Annotated in this window: 23 protein-coding genes and 2 tRNA genes; 21 read left to right on the top strand and 4 right to left on the bottom strand. The window is 72.8% G+C overall.

Features of this window, described 5'->3' with window-relative positions:
- Nucleotides 1–9 precede the first annotated feature (9 nt).
- The 8 genes from rplU (at nucleotide 10) to ACH4K4_RS09025 (ending at nucleotide 7,707) form a co-directional block, all read left to right on the top strand.
- Entirely contained in the window at nucleotides 10–330 is a 321-nt protein-coding gene (gene rplU, locus ACH4K4_RS09060; RefSeq protein ID WP_360122475.1) for a 50S ribosomal protein L21, read from the top strand.
- Between the two features lie 14 nt (nucleotides 331–344).
- Complete coding sequence (rpmA, locus tag ACH4K4_RS09055; RefSeq protein WP_398165878.1) at nucleotides 345–602, top strand: 50S ribosomal protein L27; 258 nt, start codon at nucleotides 345–347, stop codon at nucleotides 600–602.
- Nucleotides 603–743: 141 nt separating this feature from the next.
- Complete coding sequence (gene obgE, locus ACH4K4_RS09050) at nucleotides 744–2,180, top strand: GTPase ObgE (protein WP_398165876.1); 1,437 nt, start codon at nucleotides 744–746, stop codon at nucleotides 2,178–2,180.
- Between the two features lie 214 nt (nucleotides 2,181–2,394).
- On the top strand, nucleotides 2,395–3,492 hold the full coding sequence (proB, locus tag ACH4K4_RS09045) for a glutamate 5-kinase (RefSeq protein ID WP_398166304.1): 1,098 nt from the start codon (nucleotides 2,395–2,397) through the stop codon (nucleotides 3,490–3,492).
- A 354-nt stretch (nucleotides 3,493–3,846) separates the two neighbouring features.
- Entirely contained in the window at nucleotides 3,847–4,350 is a 504-nt protein-coding gene (locus ACH4K4_RS09040; protein WP_398165874.1) for a hypothetical protein, read from the top strand.
- A 153-nt stretch (nucleotides 4,351–4,503) separates the two neighbouring features.
- Nucleotides 4,504–5,772 carry a glutamate-5-semialdehyde dehydrogenase gene (locus ACH4K4_RS09035; protein WP_398165872.1) on the top strand — a complete coding sequence of 423 codons (1,269 nt, stop codon included), beginning with the start codon at nucleotides 4,504–4,506 and terminating at the stop codon, nucleotides 5,770–5,772.
- Between the two features lie 83 nt (nucleotides 5,773–5,855).
- The gene (locus tag ACH4K4_RS09030; protein ID WP_398165870.1) at nucleotides 5,856–6,479 is read left to right on the top strand and encodes a hypothetical protein; all 624 of its coding nucleotides are present in this window, start codon (nucleotides 5,856–5,858) and stop codon (nucleotides 6,477–6,479) included.
- Between the two features lie 127 nt (nucleotides 6,480–6,606).
- The gene (locus tag ACH4K4_RS09025; RefSeq protein WP_398165868.1) at nucleotides 6,607–7,707 is read left to right on the top strand and encodes a hypothetical protein; all 1,101 of its coding nucleotides are present in this window, start codon (nucleotides 6,607–6,609) and stop codon (nucleotides 7,705–7,707) included.
- On the opposite strand, the gene ACH4K4_RS09020 is transcribed toward ACH4K4_RS09025, so the two are convergent.
- Nucleotides 7,670–8,782, bottom strand: a complete 1,113-nt coding sequence (locus ACH4K4_RS09020; RefSeq protein ID WP_398165866.1) for a M48 family metallopeptidase — start codon at nucleotides 8,780–8,782, stop codon at nucleotides 7,670–7,672. The two genes, ACH4K4_RS09025 and ACH4K4_RS09020, sit on opposite strands and share 38 nt — an antisense overlap.
- 139 nt (nucleotides 8,783–8,921) lie before the next feature.
- On the opposite strand from ACH4K4_RS09020, the gene ACH4K4_RS09015 reads away from it, so the two are divergent.
- The 9 genes from ACH4K4_RS09015 (at nucleotide 8,922) to ACH4K4_RS08975 (ending at nucleotide 14,058) form a co-directional block, all read left to right on the top strand.
- The gene (locus ACH4K4_RS09015; protein WP_398165864.1) at nucleotides 8,922–9,089 is read left to right on the top strand and encodes a hypothetical protein; all 168 of its coding nucleotides are present in this window, start codon (nucleotides 8,922–8,924) and stop codon (nucleotides 9,087–9,089) included.
- A gap of 157 nt (nucleotides 9,090–9,246) precedes the next feature.
- Nucleotides 9,247–9,423: a hypothetical protein gene (locus tag ACH4K4_RS09010; RefSeq protein WP_398166333.1), complete on the top strand. Its 177-nt coding sequence runs from the start codon at nucleotides 9,247–9,249 to the stop codon at nucleotides 9,421–9,423.
- A 52-nt stretch (nucleotides 9,424–9,475) separates the two neighbouring features.
- Nucleotides 9,476–10,105 carry a nicotinate-nucleotide adenylyltransferase gene (gene nadD, locus ACH4K4_RS09005; RefSeq protein ID WP_360122442.1) on the top strand — a complete coding sequence of 210 codons (630 nt, stop codon included), beginning with the start codon at nucleotides 9,476–9,478 and terminating at the stop codon, nucleotides 10,103–10,105.
- A 60-nt stretch (nucleotides 10,106–10,165) separates the two neighbouring features.
- The gene (locus tag ACH4K4_RS09000) at nucleotides 10,166–11,986 is read left to right on the top strand and encodes an LCP family protein (protein ID WP_398165863.1); all 1,821 of its coding nucleotides are present in this window, start codon (nucleotides 10,166–10,168) and stop codon (nucleotides 11,984–11,986) included.
- A gap of 155 nt (nucleotides 11,987–12,141) precedes the next feature.
- A complete protein-coding gene (rsfS, locus tag ACH4K4_RS08995; RefSeq protein WP_360123266.1) occupies nucleotides 12,142–12,576 on the top strand; it encodes a ribosome silencing factor in 435 nt (144 codons plus the stop codon).
- Complete coding sequence (locus ACH4K4_RS08990) at nucleotides 12,573–13,226, top strand: histidine phosphatase family protein (protein WP_398166302.1); 654 nt, start codon at nucleotides 12,573–12,575, stop codon at nucleotides 13,224–13,226. The genes rsfS and ACH4K4_RS08990 overlap by 4 nt, the downstream gene beginning before the upstream one ends.
- Nucleotides 13,227–13,354: 128 nt before the next feature.
- Nucleotides 13,355–13,427 (top strand) — tRNA-Ala (locus ACH4K4_RS08985).
- 160 nt (nucleotides 13,428–13,587) lie between these two features.
- Entirely contained in the window at nucleotides 13,588–13,821 is a 234-nt protein-coding gene (locus tag ACH4K4_RS08980; RefSeq protein WP_398165861.1) for a hypothetical protein, read from the top strand.
- 3 nt (nucleotides 13,822–13,824) lie between these two features.
- Entirely contained in the window at nucleotides 13,825–14,058 is a 234-nt protein-coding gene (locus ACH4K4_RS08975) for a hypothetical protein (protein WP_360122434.1), read from the top strand.
- A 64-nt stretch (nucleotides 14,059–14,122) separates the two neighbouring features.
- On the opposite strand, the gene ACH4K4_RS08970 is transcribed toward ACH4K4_RS08975, so the two are convergent.
- On the bottom strand, nucleotides 14,123–15,427 hold the full coding sequence (locus ACH4K4_RS08970; protein WP_398165859.1) for a glycosyltransferase 87 family protein: 1,305 nt from the start codon (nucleotides 15,425–15,427) through the stop codon (nucleotides 14,123–14,125).
- A 164-nt stretch (nucleotides 15,428–15,591) separates the two neighbouring features.
- Between ACH4K4_RS08970 and ACH4K4_RS08965 the strand changes: the two genes are divergently transcribed.
- Nucleotides 15,592–15,664: transfer RNA gene (locus ACH4K4_RS08965), tRNA-Ala, on the top strand.
- 117 nt (nucleotides 15,665–15,781) lie between these two features.
- Here ACH4K4_RS08965 and ACH4K4_RS08960 read toward each other — a convergent pair.
- Together ACH4K4_RS08960 and ACH4K4_RS08955 are read right to left on the bottom strand one after the other, a co-directional pair.
- Nucleotides 15,782–17,314, bottom strand: a complete 1,533-nt coding sequence (locus tag ACH4K4_RS08960; protein ID WP_398165858.1) for an NADH-ubiquinone oxidoreductase-F iron-sulfur binding region domain-containing protein — start codon at nucleotides 17,312–17,314, stop codon at nucleotides 15,782–15,784.
- On the bottom strand, nucleotides 17,311–18,255 hold the full coding sequence (locus ACH4K4_RS08955; RefSeq protein ID WP_398165856.1) for a hypothetical protein: 945 nt from the start codon (nucleotides 18,253–18,255) through the stop codon (nucleotides 17,311–17,313). The genes ACH4K4_RS08960 and ACH4K4_RS08955 overlap by 4 nt, the downstream gene beginning before the upstream one ends.
- Before the next feature lie 377 nt (nucleotides 18,256–18,632).
- Between ACH4K4_RS08955 and leuS the strand changes: the two genes are divergently transcribed.
- The 3 genes from leuS to ACH4K4_RS08940 all read left to right on the top strand — a co-directional run bounded on the left by leuS (nucleotide 18,633) and on the right by ACH4K4_RS08940 (nucleotide 23,437).
- On the top strand, nucleotides 18,633–21,506 hold the full coding sequence (gene leuS, locus ACH4K4_RS08950) for a leucine--tRNA ligase (protein ID WP_398165854.1): 2,874 nt from the start codon (nucleotides 18,633–18,635) through the stop codon (nucleotides 21,504–21,506).
- Between the two features lie 168 nt (nucleotides 21,507–21,674).
- Nucleotides 21,675–22,418 carry a hypothetical protein gene (locus ACH4K4_RS08945; protein WP_398165852.1) on the top strand — a complete coding sequence of 248 codons (744 nt, stop codon included), beginning with the start codon at nucleotides 21,675–21,677 and terminating at the stop codon, nucleotides 22,416–22,418.
- Nucleotides 22,419–22,591: 173 nt separating this feature from the next.
- Entirely contained in the window at nucleotides 22,592–23,437 is an 846-nt protein-coding gene (locus ACH4K4_RS08940) for a DegV family protein (RefSeq protein WP_398165851.1), read from the top strand.
- The last annotated feature ends 316 nt before the right edge of the window (nucleotides 23,438–23,753 follow it).

Raw genomic sequence — 23,753 nt, 5'->3', positions numbered from 1 at the left:
GAGTTCCGCGTGTACGCGATCGTGCGCACCGGCGGCCGTCAGCAGAAGGTTGCTGTCGGCGACGTCATCGAGGTAGACCGCATTTCCACCAGCAAGGTCGGCGACTCCGTCGAGCTCTCCACGCTGCTGGTCGTCGACGGTGACGCGGTCACCAGCGACCCGTGGGTCCTGGCCGGCGTGAAGGTCCAGGCCGAGGTTGTCGACCACCACAAGGGCGACAAGATCCGGATCCAGAAGTACAAGAACAAGACCGGTTACAAGAAGCGGATCGGCCACCGCCAGCTGCACACCGCGCTGAAAATCACCGGCATCGACGCTCCGGCGAAGTAAGGGACTGAGGAGACATGGCACACAAGAAGGGCGCATCGTCCACTCGGAACGGTCGCGATTCCAATGCTCAGCGGCTCGGCGTGAAGCGCTTCGGCGGTCAGGCCGTCAACGCCGGTGAGATCCTGGTCCGCCAGCGCGGCACCCACTTCCACCCGGGCACGGGCGTCGGCCGCGGCGGCGACGACACCCTGTTCGCCCTGGCTGCGGGCGCGGTGCAGTTCGGCACCAACCGTGGCCGCAAGGTCGTGAACATCGTCCCGATCGCTGAGTGACCCACTTCCTCAGCATCGAGCGATAGCTCGGCAGCACCACTCCGAGGGCGGACCGCCTCTCCCCGCAGTACGCGGGAAGGCCGGTCCGCCCTTGGCGTGTTAGTACAGAGACATTCCCGTCGTATCTGGAGGCACCCCACCATGACCACCTTCGTGGACCGCGTCGAGCTGCATGTCGCCGCGGGTAACGGAGGCCACGGCGTGGCCTCCGTCATGCGCGAGAAGTTCAAGCCGCTCGGCGGCCCGGACGGCGGCAACGGCGGCCGCGGCGGCGATGTGATCCTGGTCGTCGACCAGGACGTCACCACGCTCCTCGAATACCACCACCACCCGCACCGCAAGGCCACCAACGGCCAGCCGGGCGCCGGCGACCACCGCGCCGGCAAGAACGGCCAGGACCTGGTGCTGCCGGTCCCGGACGGCACCGTCGTCCTGGACCGCGCGGGCAACGTGCTCGCCGACATGGTCGGCCAGGGCACCACCTTCGTCGCGGGCCAGGGCGGCCGCGGCGGCCTCGGCAACGCCGCGCTGGCCTCCGCCCGCCGCAAGGCCCCCGGCTTCGCGCTGCTCGGCGAGCCCGGCGAGGCCCGGGACATCGTGCTGGAGCTCAAGACCGTCGCGGACGTCGCGCTGGTCGGCTACCCGAGCGCCGGCAAGTCCTCGCTCATCTCGGTGCTCTCGGCCGCCAAGCCGAAGATCGCCGACTACCCGTTCACCACCCTGGTGCCCAACCTCGGTGTGGTGACGGCCGGTTCGACCGTCTACACCATCGCGGACGTGCCGGGCCTGATCCCCGGCGCCAGCCAGGGCAAGGGCCTCGGCCTGGAGTTCCTGCGGCACGTGGAGCGCTGCGAGGTGCTCGTGCACGTCCTGGACACCGCGACCCTGGAGTCCGACCGCGACCCGGTCTCCGACCTCGACGTCATCGAGGCGGAGCTGGCGCAGTACGGCGGCCTGGACAACCGGCCGCGGGTGGTCGTCCTCAACAAGATCGACATCCCGGACGGGCAGGACCTGGCCGACATGATCCGCCCCGACCTGGAGGAGCGCGGCTACCGCGTCTTCGAGGTCTCGGCCGTCGCCCGTACCGGCCTGAAGGAGCTGTCGTACGCGCTGGCCGGCATCGTCGCCGAGGCCCGCGCCGCCAAGCCCGTCCAGGAGGCCACCCGCATCGTCATCCGCCCGAAGGCCGTGGACGACGCGGGCTTCACGGTCACCCCGGAGGGCGAGGGCTTCTTCCGCGTCCGTGGCGAGAAGCCCGAACGCTGGGTGCGCCAGACCGACTTCAACAACGACGAGGCCGTCGGCTACCTCGCCGACCGGCTCAACCGCCTCGGCGTCGAGGACGAGCTGCGCAAGGTCGGCGCGCACGCCGGCGACGGCATCGCGATCGGCCCCGAGGACAACGCGGTCGTCTTCGACTGGGAGCCGATGATGGCGGCGGGCGCGGAGATGCTCGGCCGCCGCGGTGAGGACCACCGCATGGAGGCGCCGCGCCCCGCCGCGCAGCGCCGCCGGGACCGCGAGGCGGCCCGCGACGAGGCGGAAGGCGAGTACGAGGACTTCCGCCCGTTCTGACGCACGGCTACACGTACGCGGCAGGCCCCCGGGAGCACCGGGGGCCTGCCGCGTTGCCGGGGCCTCCCGGCAGCCCGCACGGGGTTCCGCCGGGCGCCGGGCCGCCCCGCTGCCGTAGATTTGCGGGCGTACGGAAACACCCGTACGGAATCTCCCGTACGCGGCGGTGACAGGCGAGCACAGGGGTACGCAGGTGGCAGGCGCAAGGCAGGACGTGACGGACGCCCGCAGGATCGTGGTCAAGGTCGGTTCGTCCTCGCTGACCACGGCGAGCGGCGGCCTGGACGCGGACCGGGTGGACGCACTGGTGGACGTGCTGGCCAAGCACCAGGACAAGGAGATCGTGCTGGTCTCCTCCGGCGCCATCGCGGCCGGCCTGGCACCGCTGGGCCTGGACAGGCGGCCCCGCGACCTGGCCCGGCAGCAGGCCGCCGCCAGCGTCGGCCAGGGCCTGCTGGTCGCCCGCTACACCGCCTCCTTCGCGCGCTACGGGCGCCGCGTCGGCCAGGTCCTGCTGACCTCCGACGACACCAGCCGCCGCGCCCACTACCGCAACGCCTTCCGCACGCTGGACCAGCTGCTGGCCATGGGCGCCGTGCCGATCGTCAACGAGAACGACACCGTCGCCACCGACGAGATCCGCTTCGGCGACAACGACCGGCTGGCCGCTCTGGTCGCCCACCTCGTCCGGGCCGACCTGCTCGTGCTCCTCTCGGACGTGGACGGTCTCTACGACGGCGACCCCAGCACCCCCGGCACCTCCCGCATAGCCGAGGTACGCGGCCCCGGCGACCTGGAGGGCGTCTCGATCGGCAGCGCGGGCCGCGCGGGCGTCGGCACCGGCGGCATGGTCACCAAGGTCGAGGCGGCCCGGATCGCCGCCGCGGCCGGCATCCCGGTCGTGCTGACCTCCGCCGTACACGCCGCCGACGCCCTGTCCGGCGGCCCCACCGGCACCCACTTCCTGCGCACCGGGCGCCGCTCCGCCGACCGGCTGCTGTGGCTGGCACACGCCTCCACGCCGCGCGGCGCGCTCGTCCTGGACGACGGGGCCGTCCAGGCGGTGGTCGAACGGCACTCCTCGCTGCTGCCGGCGGGCATCGCCGCGGTCGAAGGGGAGTTCAGCGCGGGCGACCCGGTCGAACTGCGGGACACCGCAGGCCGGGCCGTCGCGCGCGGCCTGGTCAACTTCGACGCGCGGGAGGTGCCGCGGCTGATCGGCCGCTCCACCCGGGACCTCGCCCGCGAGCTGGGCCCCGCGTACGAGCGCGAGGTCGTGCACCGCGACGATCTGGTCGTATTGCACCACTGACGGCCGTCACAACCAGAAAACAAGCGGGGAGAAAGGTCCAAAGACCAGCCTTTCCACGGAGACCTTCTCGAAAACGGCCCCGCGACGGCCCGCGGACTGGTCAACTTTGTTGCGGGGACGCCGTCAGGGGAGCGCCGTCCGCGGCGCGCGAGCGCGCGCCACACCACAGCAGTGCCGGACCACTGCCGGGCGCCGCCCGCGGCCAGGGGCCCGGAGCAGCGCGACCCGCGGTGCCCCGGAGCGGCCCGCACGCGGCGGCGCGTCCGGCAGCGTTCCGGCACCAGCGAAGGCAGACAGCACCGATCGGCTCCGCCCCCGCGCGAGCGGAGCGATACGCATAACAGGAGGCCGCCGGTGAGACGAGGGCGCCCAGGGGCGCTGTCCCGAGGGATGGCGGAGCGCACACTGACCAGCGTCGGGACCGCGGGGCCGGCCGGCGGGACCGGGGCCGGGTCCGAGGACCGTGCGGGGCCGGGCGGGGCGGTGCACGAGCGGCCGGCGGCGGACCGGCACGAGGCGTCGCGGCTCTGGCACGTCACCCTCAGCGTCTCGGGGGCCGAAGCCCCCTTGCAGGAGGTCCGGCGGGCGCTCGAACAGCTCGCGCACGACCACCCCTTCCTGCTGACCAGCCGCTACGCGAACGACCACGCCGAGATCCGCTACTGGGAAGAGGCCCGGGACCTGCACGACGCGGCGGCGGTCGCGCTGCGCCTGTGGGGCGAGCACCGTTCCACGGCCGGACTGCCGCCGTGGGAGATCGTCGGCTTGGAGGTCATCGGCCGGGAGACGTACCACCAGCGCGTCGCGGAGGGGTACGGTCCGCCGCCCGCCTCGCCGGTGGGAGTGCACCCGTACTGAACCGGCCGGGGCGCGCCGTGCTGAGCCGGTGCGGGCGGCACCCGTCCTGAGGAGTCCGCGTACGGGCCCCGGCGGGCCCGTACCGGTGGGCCGGCGTCCCGCGGGTCGGAACGCGGCGCGGCCGCGGCCCGCCGCCCGGTTAGGCTTTCCGCCATGACCAGCGACTCAGCGCACTCCTCACCCGTCATCGAGACCGCCCGGCGCGCCAAGGAAGCGGCGGCCGTCCTGGCGCCGCAGCCGCGCACGGCGCGCGACGGCGCGCTGCTCGCCATCGCCGACGCCCTGGTGGCCCGCACGGAGGAAATCGTCGCCGCCAACGCCGGGGACATCGCCAAGGCCAGGGCCGCGGGCACCGGCGAGTCCCTCGTGGACCGGCTCACGCTGACCCCCGAGCGGGTCACGGCGATGGCCGCCGACGTCCGCGACGTGGTGGCGCTGCCCGACCCGGTGGGCGAGGTGGTGCGCGGTTCGACGCTGCCCAACGGCCTGGACCTGCGGCAGGTACGCGTGCCGCTGGGCGTCGTCGGGATCATCTACGAGGCGCGGCCGAACGTGACCGTGGACGCCGCGGCGCTGTGCCTGAAGGCGGGCAACGCGGTACTGCTGCGCGGCTCGTCCTCCGCCTACGCCTCCAACAGCGCGCTCGTGGAGGTCCTGCGGGACGCGGTGGCGAGCGTCGGGCTGCCTGCCGACGCCGTCCAGCTGGTGCCGGGGGAGAGCCGGGACTCGGTGCGCGAGCTGATGCGGGCGCGCGGCCTGGTCGACGTGCTGATCCCGCGCGGCGGCGCCTCGCTGATCCGTACGGTCGTGGAGGAGTCCACCGTCCCGGTGATCGAGACCGGCACCGGAAACTGCCACGTCTACGTGGACGAGCACGCCGACATCGACATGGCCCTGGACATCCTGATCAACTCCAAGGCGCAGCGGCCGAGCGTGTGCAACGCCGCCGAAACGGTCCTGGTGCACGCCGGCATCGCCGAGACGTTCCTGCCGCGGGCCCTGGAGGCGCTGACCCAGGCCGGGGTGGTCGTGCACGGCGACACGGCCTGGCAGCAGGCCGGGCCCGGCCTGGTCGCGCCCGCCACGGACGAGGACTGGGCGGCCGAGTACCTCTCGTACGACATCGCGGCGGCCGTCGTGCAGGACCTGGACGCGGCGGTCGCGCACATCCGGCGCTGGTCCTCCGGTCACACCGAGGCGATCGTCACCACCTCGCAGGCCGCGGCCCGCCGCTTCACCCAGCTCGTCGACTCCACCACGGTCGCGGTCAACGCCTCCACCCGCTTCACGGACGGCAGCCAGTTCGGATTCGGTGCCGAGATCGGCATCTCGACGCAGAAGCTGCACGCCCGGGGGCCGATGGGCCTGCCGGAGCTGACCTCGACGAAGTACGTCGTCACGGGGGACGGGCACACGCGCTGAGCAACCGCGGCCCGCGACCGCGGGCCGCGGCCGAATTCCCCTACTCCCTGCCCGGATCGGGCGGCCGGGGTTAGTCTGGACGAGTGCCGGACGACGTGGGGGGCAAGCCGTTCCCGGACGGCGAGGAGCCCGACGAGCACAGCCAGCCGAGCCACGGGGCAGCGGACGAGGACTTCGCCTCCGTGGCCTTCGACGAGGACTTCGTGCGGGCCGCGCGCTTCCACGAACCGACCGCGGTGGAGCGGATGCTGGCCGCCGCACAGGCCCGCGCCGAAGCCGACGCGGCCCGCGCCCGCCCCGGGTACGGCACCGATCCGGACGGCACCGACGACTCCGCGCCGGACGTACCGGGCCGCGCCGCCGGCCGCAGGTTCGGCCGCGGATACGGCGCCGACCCCAACGCGTACGGCTCCCATGGCCCGTACGGGCCCTACGGCGGTGCCCTGCGCCCGTACCGCGGCAGCCTCCGCTGGCACCGCCCGGTGGCCTGGCTGCTCGCCGTCGTCATGGGCATCGGCCTGGTCGCGCTCGCCTTCTCCGCGGTCTACCACGGCGCGTCCGGCGGACGCCCCCAGGACCCGGCACCACCGCCCGCGACCAGCGGCGTGGACGGCGTGCCGCCCGCCCGGTCCAGCGTCCCGCCGTCGGCGTCCGCGTCCGTCGAGTCGGAGCCGCCGCCCGCGGCGGCCACGCCGCGCGCCCGCTGACCGCTTCCGTGCGCCGGTCGGTGCGCCCCGTTTCGCGGCAAGTGGGTGGCGCGGCTCCGAAAAAGTACCCGCAACTTGTCCCGTACCAGCGCGTTTACCGACGGCTCCCCGGACCTACTCTTGTGGTATGGCCGGTGCTGGTGACCCTCCCGAAGGGACCCCCGAGGGCGCCGCGGGAGGCGGGGAGGACGAATACCGATCCGTCGTCTTCGACGAATCGTTCGTACGGGCTGCACGTCTTCAGGAGTACTCCGCGAGGGAGCGCATGGGCGACCACGCACGGGCCGTACGGTCCCGGCACGCCTGGGCGCGGCTCGGCGGCGCCCGGCAGGCCGTCCTCCTCGCCGTACTGATCGTGATCGCCTTCGGCACCGCGATCTACCTGGGCATCCGCCATCCGTACAAGCCGCCCGAACCGGTGGCGGCCGAGCCGCTCAGGGCCACGGTCGTACCGCTGGCGCCGACCGGTGCCGTACCGGGCGGGAAACCGGCCGACCTCTTCGCGCGCAGCCCCGCCGCGCAGTACCGGATCGGCGCGGCGGGCGTCAACCTGCCCACCGTCGAACGGACCGAGCACTTCTCCGAGGGCCAGGTCGTCTCCGCCCTGTCCCTCGCCAAGGACTACCTGGTCCGCTCCTCGATCGACCCGGCCACCCTGACGGGAGGGTCCGTACGGCCGGTGGGCCTGCTCCTGACCCCCAGCCAACTCGACCAGTTCGACCGGAGCCTGGCGCACCCGGCCGACGACGGGCGGCACGCCGCCACCGGCTGGCTGCTCCGCTTCGACCCGGCCCAGGTGGCGCTGGCCGACCCCAACGTGCGGGTCAGCGGCACCCTTTCGGTCGCCGAGGTCGGCCCGGACGCCCTGGAGGTGAGCGCCGACTTCACCTTCGCCTACGCGCTGCGCCCGGCCACCGCCAAGAGCGGCGAGGCCCAACAGGCCCCGGCCGCCTCGCTGTTCACCGTCCGCCGCGAGATGAGCTTCCGCATCCGGCGCGACGACCTGGACGAACACCGCCTGGAGGTGCTGGAGAGCAACCTCCAGGCGGGGCCGATGTCCTGCTCCGCCGACGCGGCGGGCGTGCTGCGCCCGCTGCTCGCCGGGCAGCGCGCCTCGGGCGACGGGCCGCAGGGCACCGACCCGTACGCCCGCGGCCGGTCGAACACGGGGTTGTGCGGGAAGCTGGCGGCTACTTCCCCGCCGGACCAGGTCCCTCCGGCCCGTTAGCACCGTCCGACCCGTTGGCGCCGCCCGTGCCACCGCCCGGCCGCGAACCGCCGCGGAAGACCGTGTCGCGCAGCTTGCCGCCGAGGTCCCCCGCGCCGCCGGCTATGTCGCGCACCAGGCCCATCAGCGGGTCCTTGCTGTTGCGCACCGACTCCGCGTAGTGCGCGGCGGACTCGCGGAAGGAGTCCGAGACCGAGGTGTCCTTGTCCTCGTCCCTGCGCGGGTAGTGGCCGTCCATGATGCGCTGGTAGTCGCGGCTGGCCGCCCACTTCTTCAGCTCGGCCGCCCGCACGGTGGTGAACGGGTGGCTGCGCGGCAGCATGTTCAGGATCTTCAGCACGGAGTCGCGCAGGTCGCCGCCCGCCTCGTACTCCTCGGCCTGCTTGAGGAACGCGTCCACGTTCATCTCGTGCAGGTGGTTGCCGCCGGCCAGCTTCATCAGGCCGCGCATGGAGGCCTGGAGGTCCTGCCCGACCAGCAGCCCTGCCCGGTCCGCCGACAGCTCCGACTTGCGGAACCACTCGCGCAGCGCCGTCACTATCGCCATGATCGCGACGTTGCCGAGCGGGATCCAGGCGACCTTGAGCGCCAGGTTCGTCAGGAACAGCAGGATCGTGCGGTACACGGCGTGGCCGGACAGCGCGTGGCCGACCTCGTGGCCGATGACCGCACGCATCTCCTCCTCGTCGAGCAGCTCGACGAGGCCGGTGGTCAGGACGATGATCGGCTCGTCCAGGCCGATGCACATGGCGTTCGGCACCGGGTCCTGGTTGACGTACATCGGCGGGACCTTCTCCAGATCCAGGATGTAACAGGCGTCCCGCAGCATGTCGTTCAGGTGCGCGAACTGCTGGTCGCCGACCCGCACCGAGTCCGACAGGAACAGCAGCCGCAGGCTGCGCTCCGGCAGCAGGCCGCTCAGCGTCTTGAAGACGGTGTCGAACCCGCTCAGCTTGCGCAGGGCCACGAGCGCGGAGCGGTCCGCGGGGTGCTCGTAGGCGCGGGAAGAGATCCCCGGGAACCGCCTGCGGTCCCGGCTCGGTACGCGCTCGCTGCCGCCTGGGCTCTCCGTCATTGGGGCCTCCCCCTGTTCGACTGCGTGTGATTCAGACTAGAGGACGCCGCTGACAGCCATTTGGATGCTCAGGCGTACGCTGGCGAGCGCACCGGGGCCGCACATGCCCACATGCCCGTACAAAGGGAGCGCATCAGCCATGCCGAACACGAGCGTGCTGCTCGCCGCCGCGGCGGAGACCTCGAAGACCGACGGCCCGGGATGGATCCTGCGTACCGTCCTCATCGTCGGCGTGCTGGGCGCGGCGTTCCTCGCGTGGGTGCTGCTGCGCAATTACGGCAAGGGCGGCGACGACGACCGGGACTGATCCGCGGGCCCGGTCCGGAGGCGTTCCGTCCGCTTCCGGTGCCCGGCCGTGACCGCCGCCGCGGGGCGGCGGGCGCCCTCCCGGCGGAGTCGGCGTGAGAGTCGGACGGGCTCACGCATACGATGTGGCGGAAGTCTCTGTCCGTTCCCATCCCGGATTGGTCCTGCCGACGATGAGCCTGCACACCACCGCACAGCACCTGGTCACCCTCGCCGAAGGCGGTCAGAAGGGCGGCAACCACGAAAGCCTCAACCCGTTCGTCACGGGCGGCGGCGCCCTGATTGCCCTGCTTCTCCTGCTCTGGATCACCACCCGCTTCAACCGCGACCGCTGAGCGCGGGAACCTGGACCCCGGCACCCCGCGCGGCCCAGTAGGGTCTGCACGCATGGGAGAGCAGACAGGGCCCGTGAAGCGGCGGCTCGGAGTGATGGGCGGAACTTTCGATCCGATCCATCACGGACACCTGGTCGCCGCCAGCGAGGTGGCCAGCCAGTTCCACCTCGACGAGGTCGTTTTCGTACCCACGGGCCAGCCGTGGCAGAAGAGCCACAAGACGGTGTCGCCGGCCGAGGACCGCTACCTGATGACGGTCATCGCCACCGCGTCCAATCCGCAGTTCTCCGTCAGCCGCATCGACATCGACCGCGGCGGCAAGACGTACACCATCGACACGCTGCGGGAGCTGCACGCCCTGCACCGTGACGCGGATCTCTTCTTCATCACCGGCGCCGACGCGCTCGGTCAGATCCTGACCTGGCACGACGCGCCGGAACTGTTCTCGCTCGCCCACTTCATCGGGGTGACCAGGCCCGGGCACATACTGGCGGACCCCGGGCTCCCCGAAGGTGCGGTGTCCCTGGTCGAGGTGCCGGCGCTGGCCATCTCCTCGACCGGCTGCCGGGCGCGCGTCGCCCAGGGGGATCCGGTCTGGTACCTCGTGCCGGACGGTGTCGTGCGCTACATCGACAAGCGCCACCTGTACCGCGAGGACCCGGCCGGCCACGACGGCCGCTGACATCTGCTGAAGACGGCCGCTGACGACGACCGCCGACGGGGCTGACGGAAAGGGGCACCGGTGAACGACCGACAGGACCCGTACGTGCCGCAGGACCCGTATGCCCACGAGCGGCAGGGGCAGCCGGAGTACACCTACGACGCCTACGGGCAGCCGGTGTACCAGGAGGCGCCGCAGCAGGTCACCTACGACCAGTACGGGCAGCCGGTCGGCTACGACCCGTACGCCGGGCAGGCGCCTTACGACCCGTACGGCGGACAGCAGGGCCAGCCCGGCGCCGGACACCAGGGGTACGAGTACGACCCGTACGGCCAGCAGCAGATTCCGCAGCAGACGCAGTACACCCAGCAGCAGTACGACCCGTACACGCAGCAGCAGCCGCCGCAGCAGCACGGCATGCCGCCGCAACAGCAACAGCAACAGCAACAGCAACAGCAACAGCAGCAGGGGTGGATCCCGCAGCAGTCGGCGCAGCCCTCGTACGAGCAGGTGCCCTACCAGGAGCCGGAGCACCAGCAGTACGGGCAGCAGCAGGCGCCGCGCGGCGGGGCGCCGGACACCGGGGACCGGGCACCGTCCCGGGGCTCCGAGGCTTCCCCGGGCTCCGGACCGGCTGCGGGCGGCGGCACGGACTACCGCACCGAGCAGTTCTCGTTCATCGAGGAGCCGGCCGAGGAAACCGAAGACGTCATCGACTGGCTGAAGTTCACCGAGAGCCGCACCGAGCGGCGCGAGGAGGCCAAGCGGCGCGGCCGCAGCCGCAAGGTCATGCTGATCGTGCTGCTGGTCCTGCTGCTGCTCGGCGGCATCGGCTACCTGTGGTGGGCGGGCAAACTGCCGGGCCTCGCGGGCGCCGAGGCGGGCAAGGAGGCCGGGGGCGCGGGGCAGAAGCGCGATGTGCTCGTCGTGCACCTGAAGGACCCCAAGGGCAACACCAGCACCGCCCTTCTCGTGGACAACGAGAGCACCCACAAGGGCACCACCGTCCTCCTGCCCAACAACCTCGCGGTCTCCACCGAGGACGGCGGCGCCACCACGCTCGCCAAGTCCGTCAAGGACCAGGGCATCGACCCCACCAGGGAGGCCCTGAACACGCTGCTCGGCGCCGACATCAAGGCCAGCTGGCGGCTGGACACCCCGTACCTGGAAAACCTGGTCGAGACGACCGGCGGCATCACCGTGGACACCGACGCCACCGTCCCCGGCGCCAAGCAGGACGACAACCCCCTGGTCAAGCAGGGCAAGGCGCAGGAGCTCAACGGCCAGGCGGCCGTCGCCTACGCCACCTACCAGGGGGCCGGCGAGGCGCAGACCAAGCAGCTGGAGCGCTTCGGGCAGGTCATGCAGGCCACGCTCAAGAAGGTCTCCAGCGACGTGGACGGCGCCACGGCCACCGTGAAGTCGCTGCTCCAGGTGCTGGACCCGCCGCTCACCGAGGCGCAGCTCGGCAGCTCGCTCGCCCAGCGCGCCGAGCTGGCGAAGGCCGGCGCCTACGGGACCACGCTGCTGCCGGTGCAGCAGGACGGCACGCTCAGCCCGCAGGCGTCCGCGAACGTGGTCAAGGAGGTGCTGGGCGGCACGGTCAAGAAGACCGACCCCGGCTCGACCCCGCGGATCAGCGTCCAGAACGCCACCGGCAAGAAGGACGCGGCCCAGAAGGCGCGGATCGCCCTGGTCAACGGCGGCTACTCGTTCGTCGACGGCGGCACCGCCGCGGCGGCCAGGCCCACCTCCGAGGTGACGTACGCGGACGCGGCCCAGAAGGCGAAGGCCGAGGAGGCCGCGAAGACGCTGGGACTGCCGGCCGGCGCGGTCAAGCAGGGCAAGGGCGCCGCGAACGCGGACCTGACGGTGGTCCTGGGCCAGGACTACAAGGGCTGAGGGGTGCCGGGCCGCAGCCGCGAACCAGCGCGCCCGGCCCGGCCCCGCCCCTGGTCAGAGCGTCGACCTGGGGCCTACCGAAAAGCCCGCGGGCAGTGTCGGCGGTCCGTGAGACCCTTGGTGAGTACCTGACCGCCGATCCCGAAAGCTGGATTGTGACCGCCACCGACCGCTCCATCGAGCTCATCCAGGCCGCCTCGCTGGCGGCCGCCGACAAGCTCGCGCACGACATCATCGCGTACGACGTCAGCGACGTGCTCTCCATCACCGACGCCTTCCTGCTGGCCTCGGCCCCCAACGACCGCCAGGTCAAGTCGATCGTCGACGAGATCGAGGAGCGGCTGAACAAGGACCTGGGCGCCAAGCCGGTGCGCCGCGAGGGCGACCGCGAGGCCCGCTGGGTGCTGCTCGACTACGTCGACATCGTCGTCCACGTCCAGCACAGCGAAGAGCGCGTGTTCTACGCCCTGGAGCGCCTCTGGAAGGACTGCCCGGAGCTGGACCTTCCCGAGGAGGCCAAGGCCACCCGCGGCAAGGCCGCTGCCCACGCCGAGGCCACCGCCGCCGAGCAGGACGGAGACCTGAGCTGAACGGCACGACGAGCGGCAGGGGCCGCCGCATAGTCCTGTGGCGGCACGGACAGACCGCCTGGAACCTGGAGCGCCGCTTCCAGGGCTCCACGGACATCGAGCTGACCGACGAGGGCGTGGCGCAGGCGCGGCGCGCCGCCCGGCTGCTCGCGGCCCTGAAGCCGGACGCGATCATCGCCTCCGACCTGCGGCGGGCCGCCGCCACGGCGCGTGAGCTGGCCGCCGTCACCGGCCTGGAGGTGACGTACGACGAGGCGCTGCGCGAGACGTACGCGGGCTCCTGGCAGGGCCTGACCCACGAGGAGATCGTGGCGCAGTACGGCGAGCAGTACGCGGCGTGGAAGCGCGGCGAGCCCGTACGGCGCGGCGGCGGCGAGCTGGAGACCGAGGTCGCCGACCGCGCGGCCCCGGTCGTCGAGCGCTACGCCGACAAGCTCCCCGACGGCGGCATCCTGGTCGTCGTCAGCCACGGCGGCACGATCCGTACGACCATCGGGCGGCTGCTGGGCCTGGAGTCCCACCACTGGGAGGGCCTGGGCGGCCTGTCGAACTGCTGCTGGTCCGTGCTCGGCGAGGGCGCCCGCGGCTGGCGCCTGACGGAGCACAACGCCGGGACGCTGCCGGAGCCGGTGCTCGGCGACGACGACTGAGCGGCCCCGCGGACCGCCCCGCCGGGGTGCCGGAGGGACCGGATTTCACATCTGGGCAGGTCGCAGGCTAAAGTTCTTCTTGTTCGCGGCGCCGCCGGGGAAAACCCCGGAGGAGCGGAACAAGACCCGGGGCTATAGCTCAGTTGGTAGAGCGCCTGCATGGCATGCAGGAGGTCAGGAGTTCAATTCTCCTTAGCTCCACACCTCGGATGATCCCGTCTCCCACACTGGGGGGCGGGATCATTTGTTACCTGGTCCTGCGGGTGCCGCCGGATACCGGAACCGGTACGGCGGCGGGACTGACCCGGTCGGCGGTCCGTGGCAGAATTCGGACGGCGCCGGCAGGGGAGGAGAAAACGCGATGCCCACGAGCATCATGGAGGAGGTCGACGGCCTTCTCGATGCCCCCTCCCCGGTGCGGGGTGCCGCCCCGCTGCCGGAAGCCGCGCCCCGCCTCGCCCGCCTCGAAGCGCACGGCACGGCCGGCGCCGTGCTCCAGTGCCCTTCCTGCGGTTCGCCCCACGTGGCGCAGGTGCTGGGCGACAACGGCGGCATCTCGTTCGTCTGCACGGCCTGCGGCCACAGCTGGAGCTGACGGATGGGCGCTCACAGCAGGAAATGCGACTGGTGCGGCAGCGGGACGCCGATCGTCCGGGACATGGAGCCGGTCAACTCCGACTACCAGTACTGGTGCGAGGAGTGCGCGCGGGCCCTCGTCATAAAAGGCGACCCGATCGAGACGTACCGCGAACTCGACGGTGAGCCGATCTACGGCCGGCTGCTGGACGAGCACTGCACGCTGAAGCGTTTCTATTCCTTCGCGACCGCCTGAGCCCGGCTCCCCGCGCCCCGGCTCCCCGCGACGCCCCTTCCCGCGACCGGGCCTGACGGCCCGTCTACTCCGTGTGCTCGCGCCGCAGCAGGACCGCGGTCAGCGCCAGGAAGGCCAGGCCGGCGATCGGGTAGATCCCGGAAAGCAGCATCTGGCCGCCGTTCTGGTGCAGTTCCTCGTGTTGGTGGTAGCGGTGCGGCACGAACCACAGCGCGAACGAACAGAAGAGGAGGCCCATCGCGAGCGTCCCCGCCCACCACCGCTTGCCGGCCCGGCTGCCGAAGCCGCCGCGGCCGATGGCCTCCGAGCCGAGCAGGACCAGCATCGGCACGCCCCACACCCAGTGGTGCGACCAGGAGATCGGGCTGACCAGCAGGGCGGTCACCGCGCAGGCGACGGCGGCCCAGGCCCGGCGGCCGCGCAGCAGCGCGGCGACCGCGACGGCCAGTCCGCAGACCGCCACGGCGGCCGCGGCCACCAGCCACCACAGGCCGGGGTCGTGGGTGTGCAGCAGCCGGGCCAGCGCGCCGCGCAGCGACTGGTTGGCGGTGATCTCCACCTCGCCGACCCGGTCGGCGGCGAAGATGATCTCCGTCCAGAAGCGCCGGGAGTCGTGCGGCAGGACGAGCGCCGACAGCACCACGGTGCCCAGGAAGGTCAGGCAGGCGACGGCGGCCTGCCGCAGCCAGGGGTTCCACGCCGCCCGCGGCCCCGCGCCCGCCCGCAGCCGCTGCCAGGCCCGTACGAGCCCGGCCAGCGCGAGGAAGACGGCGAACAGGGCCGGGGTGAGCTTGATGCCGGCCGCCAGGCCGATGCCGACGCCGGCCCACCGGTTGGTGTCCTTGCGGGTCAGGTCCCATAGGACCAGCACGGCCAGCAGCAGGTTGATCTGCCCGTAGCGCAGCGTCGTCCACACCGGCTCGCACCAGACCAGCAGCGCGGCCACGGACAGCGCGGCGGCGAGCGGCGGAACGCGCTGGGGGCGGCCGGCGAGCCGCAGGCCGAGGTGTACGACGGCGACCATCAGCAGGAGGTTGCCGAGCGTGGCGAGCGTGCGCATCTCCGGTACGCCGACCAGTGTCAGCGGCGTGAACAGCAGCGCGGCGAAGGGCGGGTAGGTGTTGGGCAGGTTCGCCGAGGTCGCCACCATGTCGTAGAGGTCTTCGCCGTTGCGCGCGGTCCAGCCCTCGGCGCGGTAGACCATGAGGTCGATCATCGTCACGTGGGCCAGCCGCTGCGCGGTCCAGAAGGCGGCGAAGGAGACCAGGCAGCCGATCACCGCCAGCAGTACGGGACGGCGGCGGGCGAGGCTCTTCAGCGGGGCGGGGCCGCGGGGTGCAGCGGACTCTTCCAGCTCCAGCGCGGTCACGGCGTACGGCTCCCCAGGACGAATCGGGCACGGCTCGCCGACAGTACATCGCGCCCTCCCCAGGAGGCCGCCCGCAATCGATTTGGCAGAAGGCGGGGAGGTCCGTGTAATGTAGGCGATGCCGCAGCGGGGAGCCGGAAGGAAACCGAAGCGGAACACAGCAAGGGGCTATAGCTCAGTTGGTAGAGCGCCTGCATGGCATGCAGGAGGTCAGGAGTTCAATTCTCCTTAGCTCCACAGAAGGACTGATGTCCACGGGATCCCGTCCGGTCGATGCGACCGGGCGGGATCTTCGCATTGCGGCCGCCAGAACTTCTCCAGCTCGGGGCTTCTTTGGATCAGGGCTTTTCCAGTTCAGGACTTCTCCAGCCTGAGGGCGAGTGCGGGGCAGCGGCGTACGGCCCGTTGGGCACGGCCGCGCAGCCGCCCCGGGAGCACGGTGTCCGAGATCACCGGATAGCCGTCGGGGTCGAGGCGTACGGCCTCCGGGAGCAGCTTCGCGCACAGCCCGTGGCCCTCGCACAGGGTCCAGTCCACCGCCAGCCGGTCCGCGGCGGCCGGCGGGTTCCCGGCGCCCGTGCCCTCGGCCGCGTCGGCCGCTTCCGGGGCCGGGAGCGGCAGCACACCGGCGGTCTCCCGCCCGCAGCCGCCCAGGGCGTGCGCGGCGAGGTCGTCGGCGAAGGCGTCCAGCGCGGAGAGCACGAACCGCGCGGCACCGTCCGGGTGTTTGCACGCGCCGCGCCCGCGCACGGCCTGCGCGGCGCGCCGTACCGCTTCCAGCGTCTCCTGGCCGCCGCCCGACAGGGTGGCCGCCAGCGCGCCGGCCAGCGCGGGCAGGCCGAGCCGGCACGGTCCGCACTGTCCCGACGACTCGGCCGCCAACCAGTGCGCCACGCGCAGGGTCTCGCCCAGCGGGCAGCTGCCGGCGGGCACCGGCAGCACCGCGCCGGCGCCGAGCGCCCCGCCGAGGGCCGCGAGCGCTTCGCGGGTGACGACCGCCCCGTACGCGGTCGGCGCGTCCAGCCAGGCGCCGTGGTAGCCGCCCACCAGGACGCCGCCGGGAGCCGGGTCGGCGGCGCACACCTGGAGGACGTACGGAAGCGGCACCCCGCTCGGCGCCTCGACGACGGCGGGGGAGGGCACCGCGCCGGACACGGTCAGGAGCAGGGTGCCGGGCTCGTGGGGCGCCCCCGTGGAGGCGTACCGGTGCGCGCCCAGCCGGGCCGCGACGGCGAGTTGGGCGAACGTCTCGGCGTTGGAGAAGAGCGTGGGCGCACCGCCGAGCCCGGACTCGGCGGCCCGCACGCGCCGCCCCGGCGGCAGCGCGGGGCCGCCCTCGGCCGCCCGGATCAGCGCGGACGCCTCGCCGGAGACCAGCCGTTCCGGTACGCGCACGAGCCGGGCGCGCAGCGACCGCCCGCGCCGGCGGTCGCTCAGCCCGCGTTCGGCCAGCGCGTCCCGTACGGACGTCTCGGCCGTGTCCTTGGTCACGCCGACGACCAGGGTGCGGGCGCCGAGGGCGTCGGCGGCGAGCAGCGCGCCGTCCAGGACGAGGTGTGGCGCGCGACACAGCAGGACGGTGTCCTTGCGGCAGGCGGGCTCGCCCTCGCAGCCGTTCACGACGACCGCGGGCCGGACGCCCGAGCGCCGCGCGTGGTGGGCCACCGCCTCCAGCTTCCGTGCGAGCGGGAAGCCGGCGCCGCCGCGGCCGCGCAGCGCGATGGCGTCCGCCAGTTCGGCCAGCCGGTGTCCGGGGAGGGCCGGCGGCGAGCCGTGGGCGAGCAGGTGTGCGCGGCGGTCGAGCCGTTCGGCCTGGTCGAAGCCCGCGGTCAGCCGGGGCAGGCCGAGGACGTACACGGGCGGTACGTCGGGGAGCGGGCCGGTCACGGGCGGGGCCGGCCGGGCGAGGCGGGGCGGAGCGCGTGCGAGGCGGGGTGGAGGGCGTGCGAGCCGGGATGGAAGGCGTGCCTTCCGTAAGGGGGCGGCCCGCTCTCCAGGGGCGGCGGGCTCGGAAGCGGCGGCCCCGGGGGCGCGGCGGGCGGGGGCGCGGCAGTACGGGCGCGCAGCCGCGCGCGCAGTACGCGGGGGAGGAAGGCGCGGGCCAGGAGGGCGGCGGCGACGGCCACCAGGCACAGCGCGTACCCGGCGGTGACCCAGCCCGAAGGGCTGCGCCCCGACTTGAGGCCGTGGAGGAGCGCCAGGCACCAGGCCGGGTACGCACAGGCGTGCAGGGCGCGCCAACGTTCGGAAGCGCGCCCCTTCCCGGCGAACGCGCTGCGCAGTGCGCCGGTCGCGGCGGCCAGCACCATCAGATACCCGGCCACCGCGCCGAAACCGATCAGCACGGACGCGTCGGGGGCGGGCGTGCCGGAGAAAGGGAGCAGCGCGTTCAGGGCGCGGGCGTGCCCCTCGGCGGTCTTGACCGCGATGTGCAGGACCAGGAAGCCGAGCGAGGCGGTGGCCACGGCCCGGTGGACGCCCTGGGCGAGCAGCCGGCTGCGGGGCAGCAGGACCGTCCGGCCCGCCGCGACCAGGCCCCAGACGACGGCGGCCGTGAGGGAGACGAGGGTCAGCACGCCGCCCGTGAAGTCGAGGAAGCCGCGCAGGGGGCCGGTGCCGGCGAGCAGGGTGAGGGCCAGGGCGGTGGCGGCTCCGGCGGCGAGGGCGGGGCGGCGCCAGCGGCGCGGGCCCCGGACCGTGACCGGGGGGCCGGGACGGCGTGGGCCGGGGACCCGGTCCGAGGGGCTCGCGCGGCGGCGCCACAGTCCCGGGCGGGGTAAGCCGGGGAGGCGCGATCCGGGGGTGCGGCTCTTGCGGTGGGGTCGCATGCGGGAAAAGTAGGGGGGCACGGGGCCGGGGAGGCGGGCTTTCCGTAAGCCGGGTGACGCGGGGCGGCGCGCTGCTACCGTCGGTCGTCGGCCCGTCACGCGGGCCGCGCGCCTCCCGGAGCCCGCCGTCGCCGGGGTGCGGCCCCCGGGCCCCGGGGCGGTACTCCAAGCGGGCCCGGCGCCCCCTGCGGTACCCTGACGCCATGCGTGCCGTACGCCTTCTGCTTAGCGGGCCGCGCTGACCAGTACCGACCGGTGAGCTTCCGGTCGGCATCGGCGCGGCGTCCCCTCCTGTGCGAGGGGTCTTTTTGTTTCCGCAGGATTCGCAGTTTTCGCAGGTGCCGCAGGCAGAGACGACCGATGGAGCTTTGAGGACGATGAGCGAGACGACTTCGGCTGCCGAGGTGGCAGCGCCGCACCGCTATACGGCAGCGCTGGCCGCCGACATCGAGGCGCGCTGGCAGGACTTCTGGGAGGCCGAGGGGACGTACGAGGCCCCGAACCCGAAGGGCGACCTGGCGGGTGACCCGGAGCTGGTGGCCAAGCCCAAGAAGTTCGTCATGGACATGTTCCCGTACCCCTCGGGCGCCGGCCTGCACGTGGGCCACCCGCTGGGCTTCATCGCGACCGACGTCTACGCCCGTCATCTGCGGATGACCGGCCACAACGTGCTGCACACCCTGGGCTTCGACGCCTTCGGCCTGCCCGCCGAGCAGTACGCCGTGCAGACCGGCACGCACCCGCGGGTCTCCACCGAGGCCAACATCGTCAACATGCGGCGCCAGCTGCGCAGGCTGGGCCTGGGCCACGACCGGCGTCGCTCGATCGAGACGATCGACCCGGCGTACCACAAGTGGACGCAGTGGATCTTCGTCCAGGTCTTCAACTCCTGGTACGACACCGACGCGAAGAAGGCCCGCCCCATCGCGGAGCTGGTGGCGCAGTTCGAGGCCGGGGAGCGCGAGACTCCGGACGGCCGCCCCTGGAGCGCGCTGAGCGCCGCCGAGCGCGCCGAGGTCCTGGGCGAGTACCGCCTGGCGTACGCCTCGGACGCGCCGGTCAACTGGTGCCCCGGGCTGGGCACCGTGCTGGCCAACGAGGAGGTCACCGCCGACGGCCGGTCCGAGCGCGGCAACTACCCGGTCTTCAAGGCCAAGCTGCGCCAGTGGAACATGCGCATCACCGCCTACGCGGACCGCCTGCTGGAGGACCTGGACGGGCTGGACTGGCCGGACGCCATCAAGCTGCAGCAGCGCAACTGGATCGGCCGCTCCGAGGGCGCCCGCGTCGACTTCCCCGTGGGCGACGACAAGATCACCGTCTTCACCACCCGCCAGGACACGCTGTTCGGCGCCACCTACATGGTGCTGGCGCCCGAGCACGAGCTGGTCTCCGGCGAGCGTTCGATCGTCCCGGACGTCTGGCCCGAGGGCACCCACGAGGTCTGGACCGGTGGGTACGGCACCCCGGCCGAGGCCGTCGCCGCGTACCGCAAGCAGGCCGCGGCCAAGTCGGACGTCGAGCGGCAGGCCGAGGCCAAGGACAAGACCGGCGTCTTCACCGGCGCGTACGCGACCAACCCGGTCAGCGGCGAGCGCGTCCCGGTCTTCATCGCCGACTACGTGCTGATGGGCTACGGCACCGGCGCGATCATGGCCGTCCCGGCGCACGACAGCCGCGACTTCGCCTTCGCGCGGGCCTTCGAGCTGCCCATGCGCTGCGTGGTCGAGCCGTCGGACGACCGCGGCCAGGACCCCGCCACCTGGGACGACGCCTTCGACTCGTACGAAGCGAAGCTGGTCAACTCGTCCGGCGCGGACATCTCGCTGGACGGCCTGACCGTCCCGGACGCCAAGGTGAAGATCACCGAGTGGCTGGCGGCCGAGGGCATCGGCGAGGGCACCGTCAACTTCCGGCTGCGCGACTGGCTGTTCAGCCGGCAGCGCTACTGGGGCGAGCCGTTCCCGATCGTCTACGACGAGGACGGCGTCGCGCACGCGCTGCCCGACTCGATGCTGCCGCTGGAACTGCCCGAGGTCGACGACTACTCGCCGCGCACCTTCGACCCGGACGACGCCGACACCCAGCCCGAGACCCCGCTGTCCCGCAACGAGGACTGGGTCAACGTCGAGCTGGACCTGGGCGACGGCCCGAAGAAGTACCGCCGCGAGACCAACACCATGCCCAACTGGGCGGGTTCCTGCTGGTACGAGCTGCGCTACACCGACCCGGGCAACGACCGGGCGCTGGTCGACCCGGAGATCGAGCAGTACTGGATGGGCCCGCGCGAGGGCCAGCCGACCGGCGGCGTCGACCTGTACGTGGGCGGCCAGGAGCACGCCGTACTGCACCTGCTGTACGCGCGTTTCTGGTCCAAGATGCTGCACGACCTGGGCCACATCAGCTCCTCGGAGCCGTTCCACAAGCTCTACAACCAGGGCATGATCCAGGCGTTCGTCTACCGGGACAGCCGCGGGATCGCCGTACCGGCCGCCGAGGTGGAAGAGCGCGACGGCGCGTTCTACTACCAGGGTGAGAAGGTCAGCCGCGTCCTGGGCAAGATGGGCAAGTCCCTGAAGAACGCCGTCACGCCGGACGAGATCTGCGCGGAGTACGGCGCGGACACGCTGCGCCTGTACGAGATGGCGATGGGCCCGCTGGACGTCTCGCGGCCGTGGGACACCCGCGCCGTGGTCGGCCAGTACCGCCTGCTGCAGCGGCTGTGGCGCAACGTCGTGGACGAGGCGACCGGCGAGGTCACCGTCGTCGACGCGGAGCCCGACGAGGACACGCTGCGCGCGCTGCACAAGGCGATCGACGGCGTCGGCCAGGACCTGGCCAACCTGCGCTTCAACACCGCCATCGCCAAGGTGACGGAGCTGAACAACCACCTGACCAAGGCGGGCGGCCCGGTCGCGCGCTCGGTGGCCGAGCGCCTGGTGCTGCTGGTCGCGCCGCTGGCCCCGCACATCGCCGAGGAGCTGTGGCGCAAGCTGGGCCACACCGACTCCGTGGTCCACCGCGACTTCCCCGTCGCCGACCCGGCGTACGTGGTCGACGAGACCGTGACCTGCGTCGTGCAGATCAAGGGCAAGGTCAAGGCGCGCCTGGAGGTCTCCCCGTCGGTCACCGACGCGGACCTGGAGGCGGCGGCGCTGGCCGACCCGGCGGTCGTGGCGGCGCTGGGCGGCGCGGGCATCCGCAAGGTGATCGTGCGGGCGCCGAAGCTGGTGAACATCGTTCCCGCGTGAGACACCGTTTCCGCGGCCTGAGCCCTTCGCGGGGCGTGGCTAAGGGATGACCACTACGGGCAGGTTGGGGGTTCGAAGGGAACCCCCGACCTGCCCGCTGCGTTTACGGTGGAAGAGCCGGGCCCCCGGCGCCATCGCCACCATGCGTCGTCACGACGAGGAGAAACCATGGAAGCCGTCGCCGCGATCTTCGGGCTCCTCTTCCTGCTGTTCGTCGCGGCCGGCGTCTTCGTCACGGTCAAGGCCGTCAAGGCGGCCAAGCGCGGCGTGGACCGCGGGATGGCGCAGGCGCGCCGGACCGTCGAGGACACCACCCTCAAGGCCCGGCAGCTCACCCAGCCGGGCGTCGCAGGGGAGCTGGCACAGCTGCGGCTGTCGCTGCGCACGTCGATGCGGGCCACCCAGGACGTGCTGCACGCCGGCGCTGCCGATGACGCCTCGCTGAAGGAGGCCCTGGGGCTCTTCGAGCGGCTCAGCGCCCACGGCCACGAGCTGGACGACGAGCTGAAGCGGCTGGAGCGGGAGCCCGACAAGACCAGCGTCACGGCCCGGCTGCCGGAGCTGCGGGAGCGCACGGAGCGCATCACGCACTCCGCCGAGTCGCTGCGGTGGGCGGCCAGGGACCGCGCCCGGCAGTTCGCCGACGACGACCTGGCGGCGCTGGGCGAGCAGATCGACATGGAGGCCGGCGCGCTGCGGCACTGGGCGAAGGAGCCGCTGGAGGACCGCCTCAAGGCCCCGGAGGCGGGGGCGTCCGGGGCCGGTGCGTCCACCGCGTCCGGTGGCTCGCCCGCGGCGTCTGCCGGGTGGGGGCCGGCCGAGGAGGAGACTCCCGCCATCACGGCGCGGGACGCGCGTACGCAGCCCGCGTACCCCTGGCAGAAGGCGCCGCGTACGGAGCGGACGACCTGAGGGCGACGAGAGCAGGAGCCGGCCAGAGGGCCGGGCGGTGACGGGCGGGGCGGTGAGGGGCCGGGCGGTTACGGGCCGGGCGGCTGCTCACGGCACACCTTTGACCATTCCTATGGGATCTTGAAAGGGGCCCGCACTGTCGGGCGCCCGGATCCCCGGATAACCTCCCAGTCATGTCCCGCCATGTCGCGATCGTCACCGATTCAACGGCCTACCTGCCGCGGGCGGCACTGGAGCACCACCGGATCACGGCGGTGCCGCTGACCGTCGTCCTCGGGGACCAGGCCCTGGAGGAGGGCACCGAGATCTCGGCGAGATCGGTCGCCCAGGCGCTCCAGAAGCGCAGCTCCGTGACGACTTCGCGGCCCAGCCCGGAGACCTTCGCCGCCGCTTACGAGGACATCGCGGAAGCGGGCGCGCAGAGCATCGTCTCCCTGCACTTGTCCTCGGAGTTCTCCGGTACGTACGACGCGGCGGTGCTGGCGGCCAAGGGGGCTCCCGTGCCGGTGCGCGTCGTGGACACCGGCATGGTCGCGATGGCGCTGGGCTTCTGCGCCCTGGCGGCGGCCGAGGCGGCGGAGGCCGGCGGCAATCTGGACGAGGCGGTCGCCGCGGCGGAGAAGCGCGCCGAGCAGACGTCCGCCTACTTCTACGTCGACACTCTCGATTACCTGCGGCGGGGCGGTCGGATCGGGGCGGCCCAGGCGCTGCTGGGCTCGGCGCTGGCCGTCAAACCGCTGCTCAAGCTCGACGAGGGCCGGATCGAACTCCTGGAGAAGGTCCGCACGGCGTCGAAGGCGATCGCCAGGCTGGAAGAGATCGCCGCGGACCGGGCGGGGGAGGGGCCGGTGGACATCGCCGTGCACCACCTCGCGGCGGCCGAGCGGGCGGACGCACTGGCCCAGCGGCTGCGGGAACGGGTACCCGGGCTGGTCGAACTGCACGTGAGCGAGGTGGGGGCGGTGATCGGCGCGCATACGGGGCCGGGGTTGCTGGGAGCGGTGGTATCGCCGCGTTAGGGGGAGGGGGAGTACGGTCGCGAGGGTGCGGAGGGCCTCCTTCGGGTGACGCGGATATCCACAACCGGCGGGTTTTCCACGGGAATTGACGGCTCGCAGCGGAATTCGCGCGAGGTGCCTAACGTCGTGGGGCATGACGCAGAAATCACTCTCCGTAACCGAAAATCCTGGCCCTGCCACTCCCGGCGGACCTGATCCCGGCCCCACCTCAGGCCCTACCTCCGGCCTCTTCCCCCGCCCCCACTCCACCCCCCACTCCACCCTCTACTCCGATCCCCGCTCGGACCCTGACTTCGGCTCGGGCGGCCGGGAGGGC

Source organism: Streptomyces sp. NPDC017529 (genome assembly GCF_044329785.1).
Classification (GTDB): domain Bacteria; phylum Actinomycetota; class Actinomycetes; order Streptomycetales; family Streptomycetaceae; genus Streptomyces.
This window is presented reverse-complemented; position numbering and strand designations above follow the sequence as displayed.

What these genes read in the sequence shown, in the direction of transcription:
- rpmA (WP_398165878.1), top strand. Translation starts at nt 345, where the DNA reads ATGGCACACAAGAAGGGCGCATCGTCCACTCGGAACGGTCGCGATTCC.
- obgE (WP_398165876.1), top strand. Translation starts at nt 744, where the DNA reads ATGACCACCTTCGTGGACCGCGTCGAGCTGCATGTCGCCGCGGGTAAC.
- ACH4K4_RS09035 (WP_398165872.1), top strand. Translation starts at nt 4,504, where the DNA reads ATGACCAGCGACTCAGCGCACTCCTCACCCGTCATCGAGACCGCCCGG.
- ACH4K4_RS09025 (WP_398165868.1), top strand. Translation starts at nt 6,607, where the DNA reads ATGGCCGGTGCTGGTGACCCTCCCGAAGGGACCCCCGAGGGCGCCGCG.
- ACH4K4_RS09020 (WP_398165866.1), bottom strand. Translation starts at nt 8,782, where the DNA reads ATGACGGAGAGCCCAGGCGGCAGCGAGCGCGTACCGAGCCGGGACCGC.
- ACH4K4_RS09015 (WP_398165864.1), top strand. Translation starts at nt 8,922, where the DNA reads ATGCCGAACACGAGCGTGCTGCTCGCCGCCGCGGCGGAGACCTCGAAG.
- nadD (WP_360122442.1), top strand. Translation starts at nt 9,476, where the DNA reads ATGGGAGAGCAGACAGGGCCCGTGAAGCGGCGGCTCGGAGTGATGGGC.
- ACH4K4_RS08980 (WP_398165861.1), top strand. Translation starts at nt 13,588, where the DNA reads ATGCCCACGAGCATCATGGAGGAGGTCGACGGCCTTCTCGATGCCCCC.
- ACH4K4_RS08975 (WP_360122434.1), top strand. Translation starts at nt 13,825, where the DNA reads ATGGGCGCTCACAGCAGGAAATGCGACTGGTGCGGCAGCGGGACGCCG.
- ACH4K4_RS08955 (WP_398165856.1), bottom strand. Translation starts at nt 18,255, where the DNA reads ATGCGACCCCACCGCAAGAGCCGCACCCCCGGATCGCGCCTCCCCGGC.
- leuS (WP_398165854.1), top strand. Translation starts at nt 18,633, where the DNA reads ATGAGCGAGACGACTTCGGCTGCCGAGGTGGCAGCGCCGCACCGCTAT.
- ACH4K4_RS08945 (WP_398165852.1), top strand. Translation starts at nt 21,675, where the DNA reads ATGGAAGCCGTCGCCGCGATCTTCGGGCTCCTCTTCCTGCTGTTCGTC.
- ACH4K4_RS08940 (WP_398165851.1), top strand. Translation starts at nt 22,592, where the DNA reads ATGTCCCGCCATGTCGCGATCGTCACCGATTCAACGGCCTACCTGCCG.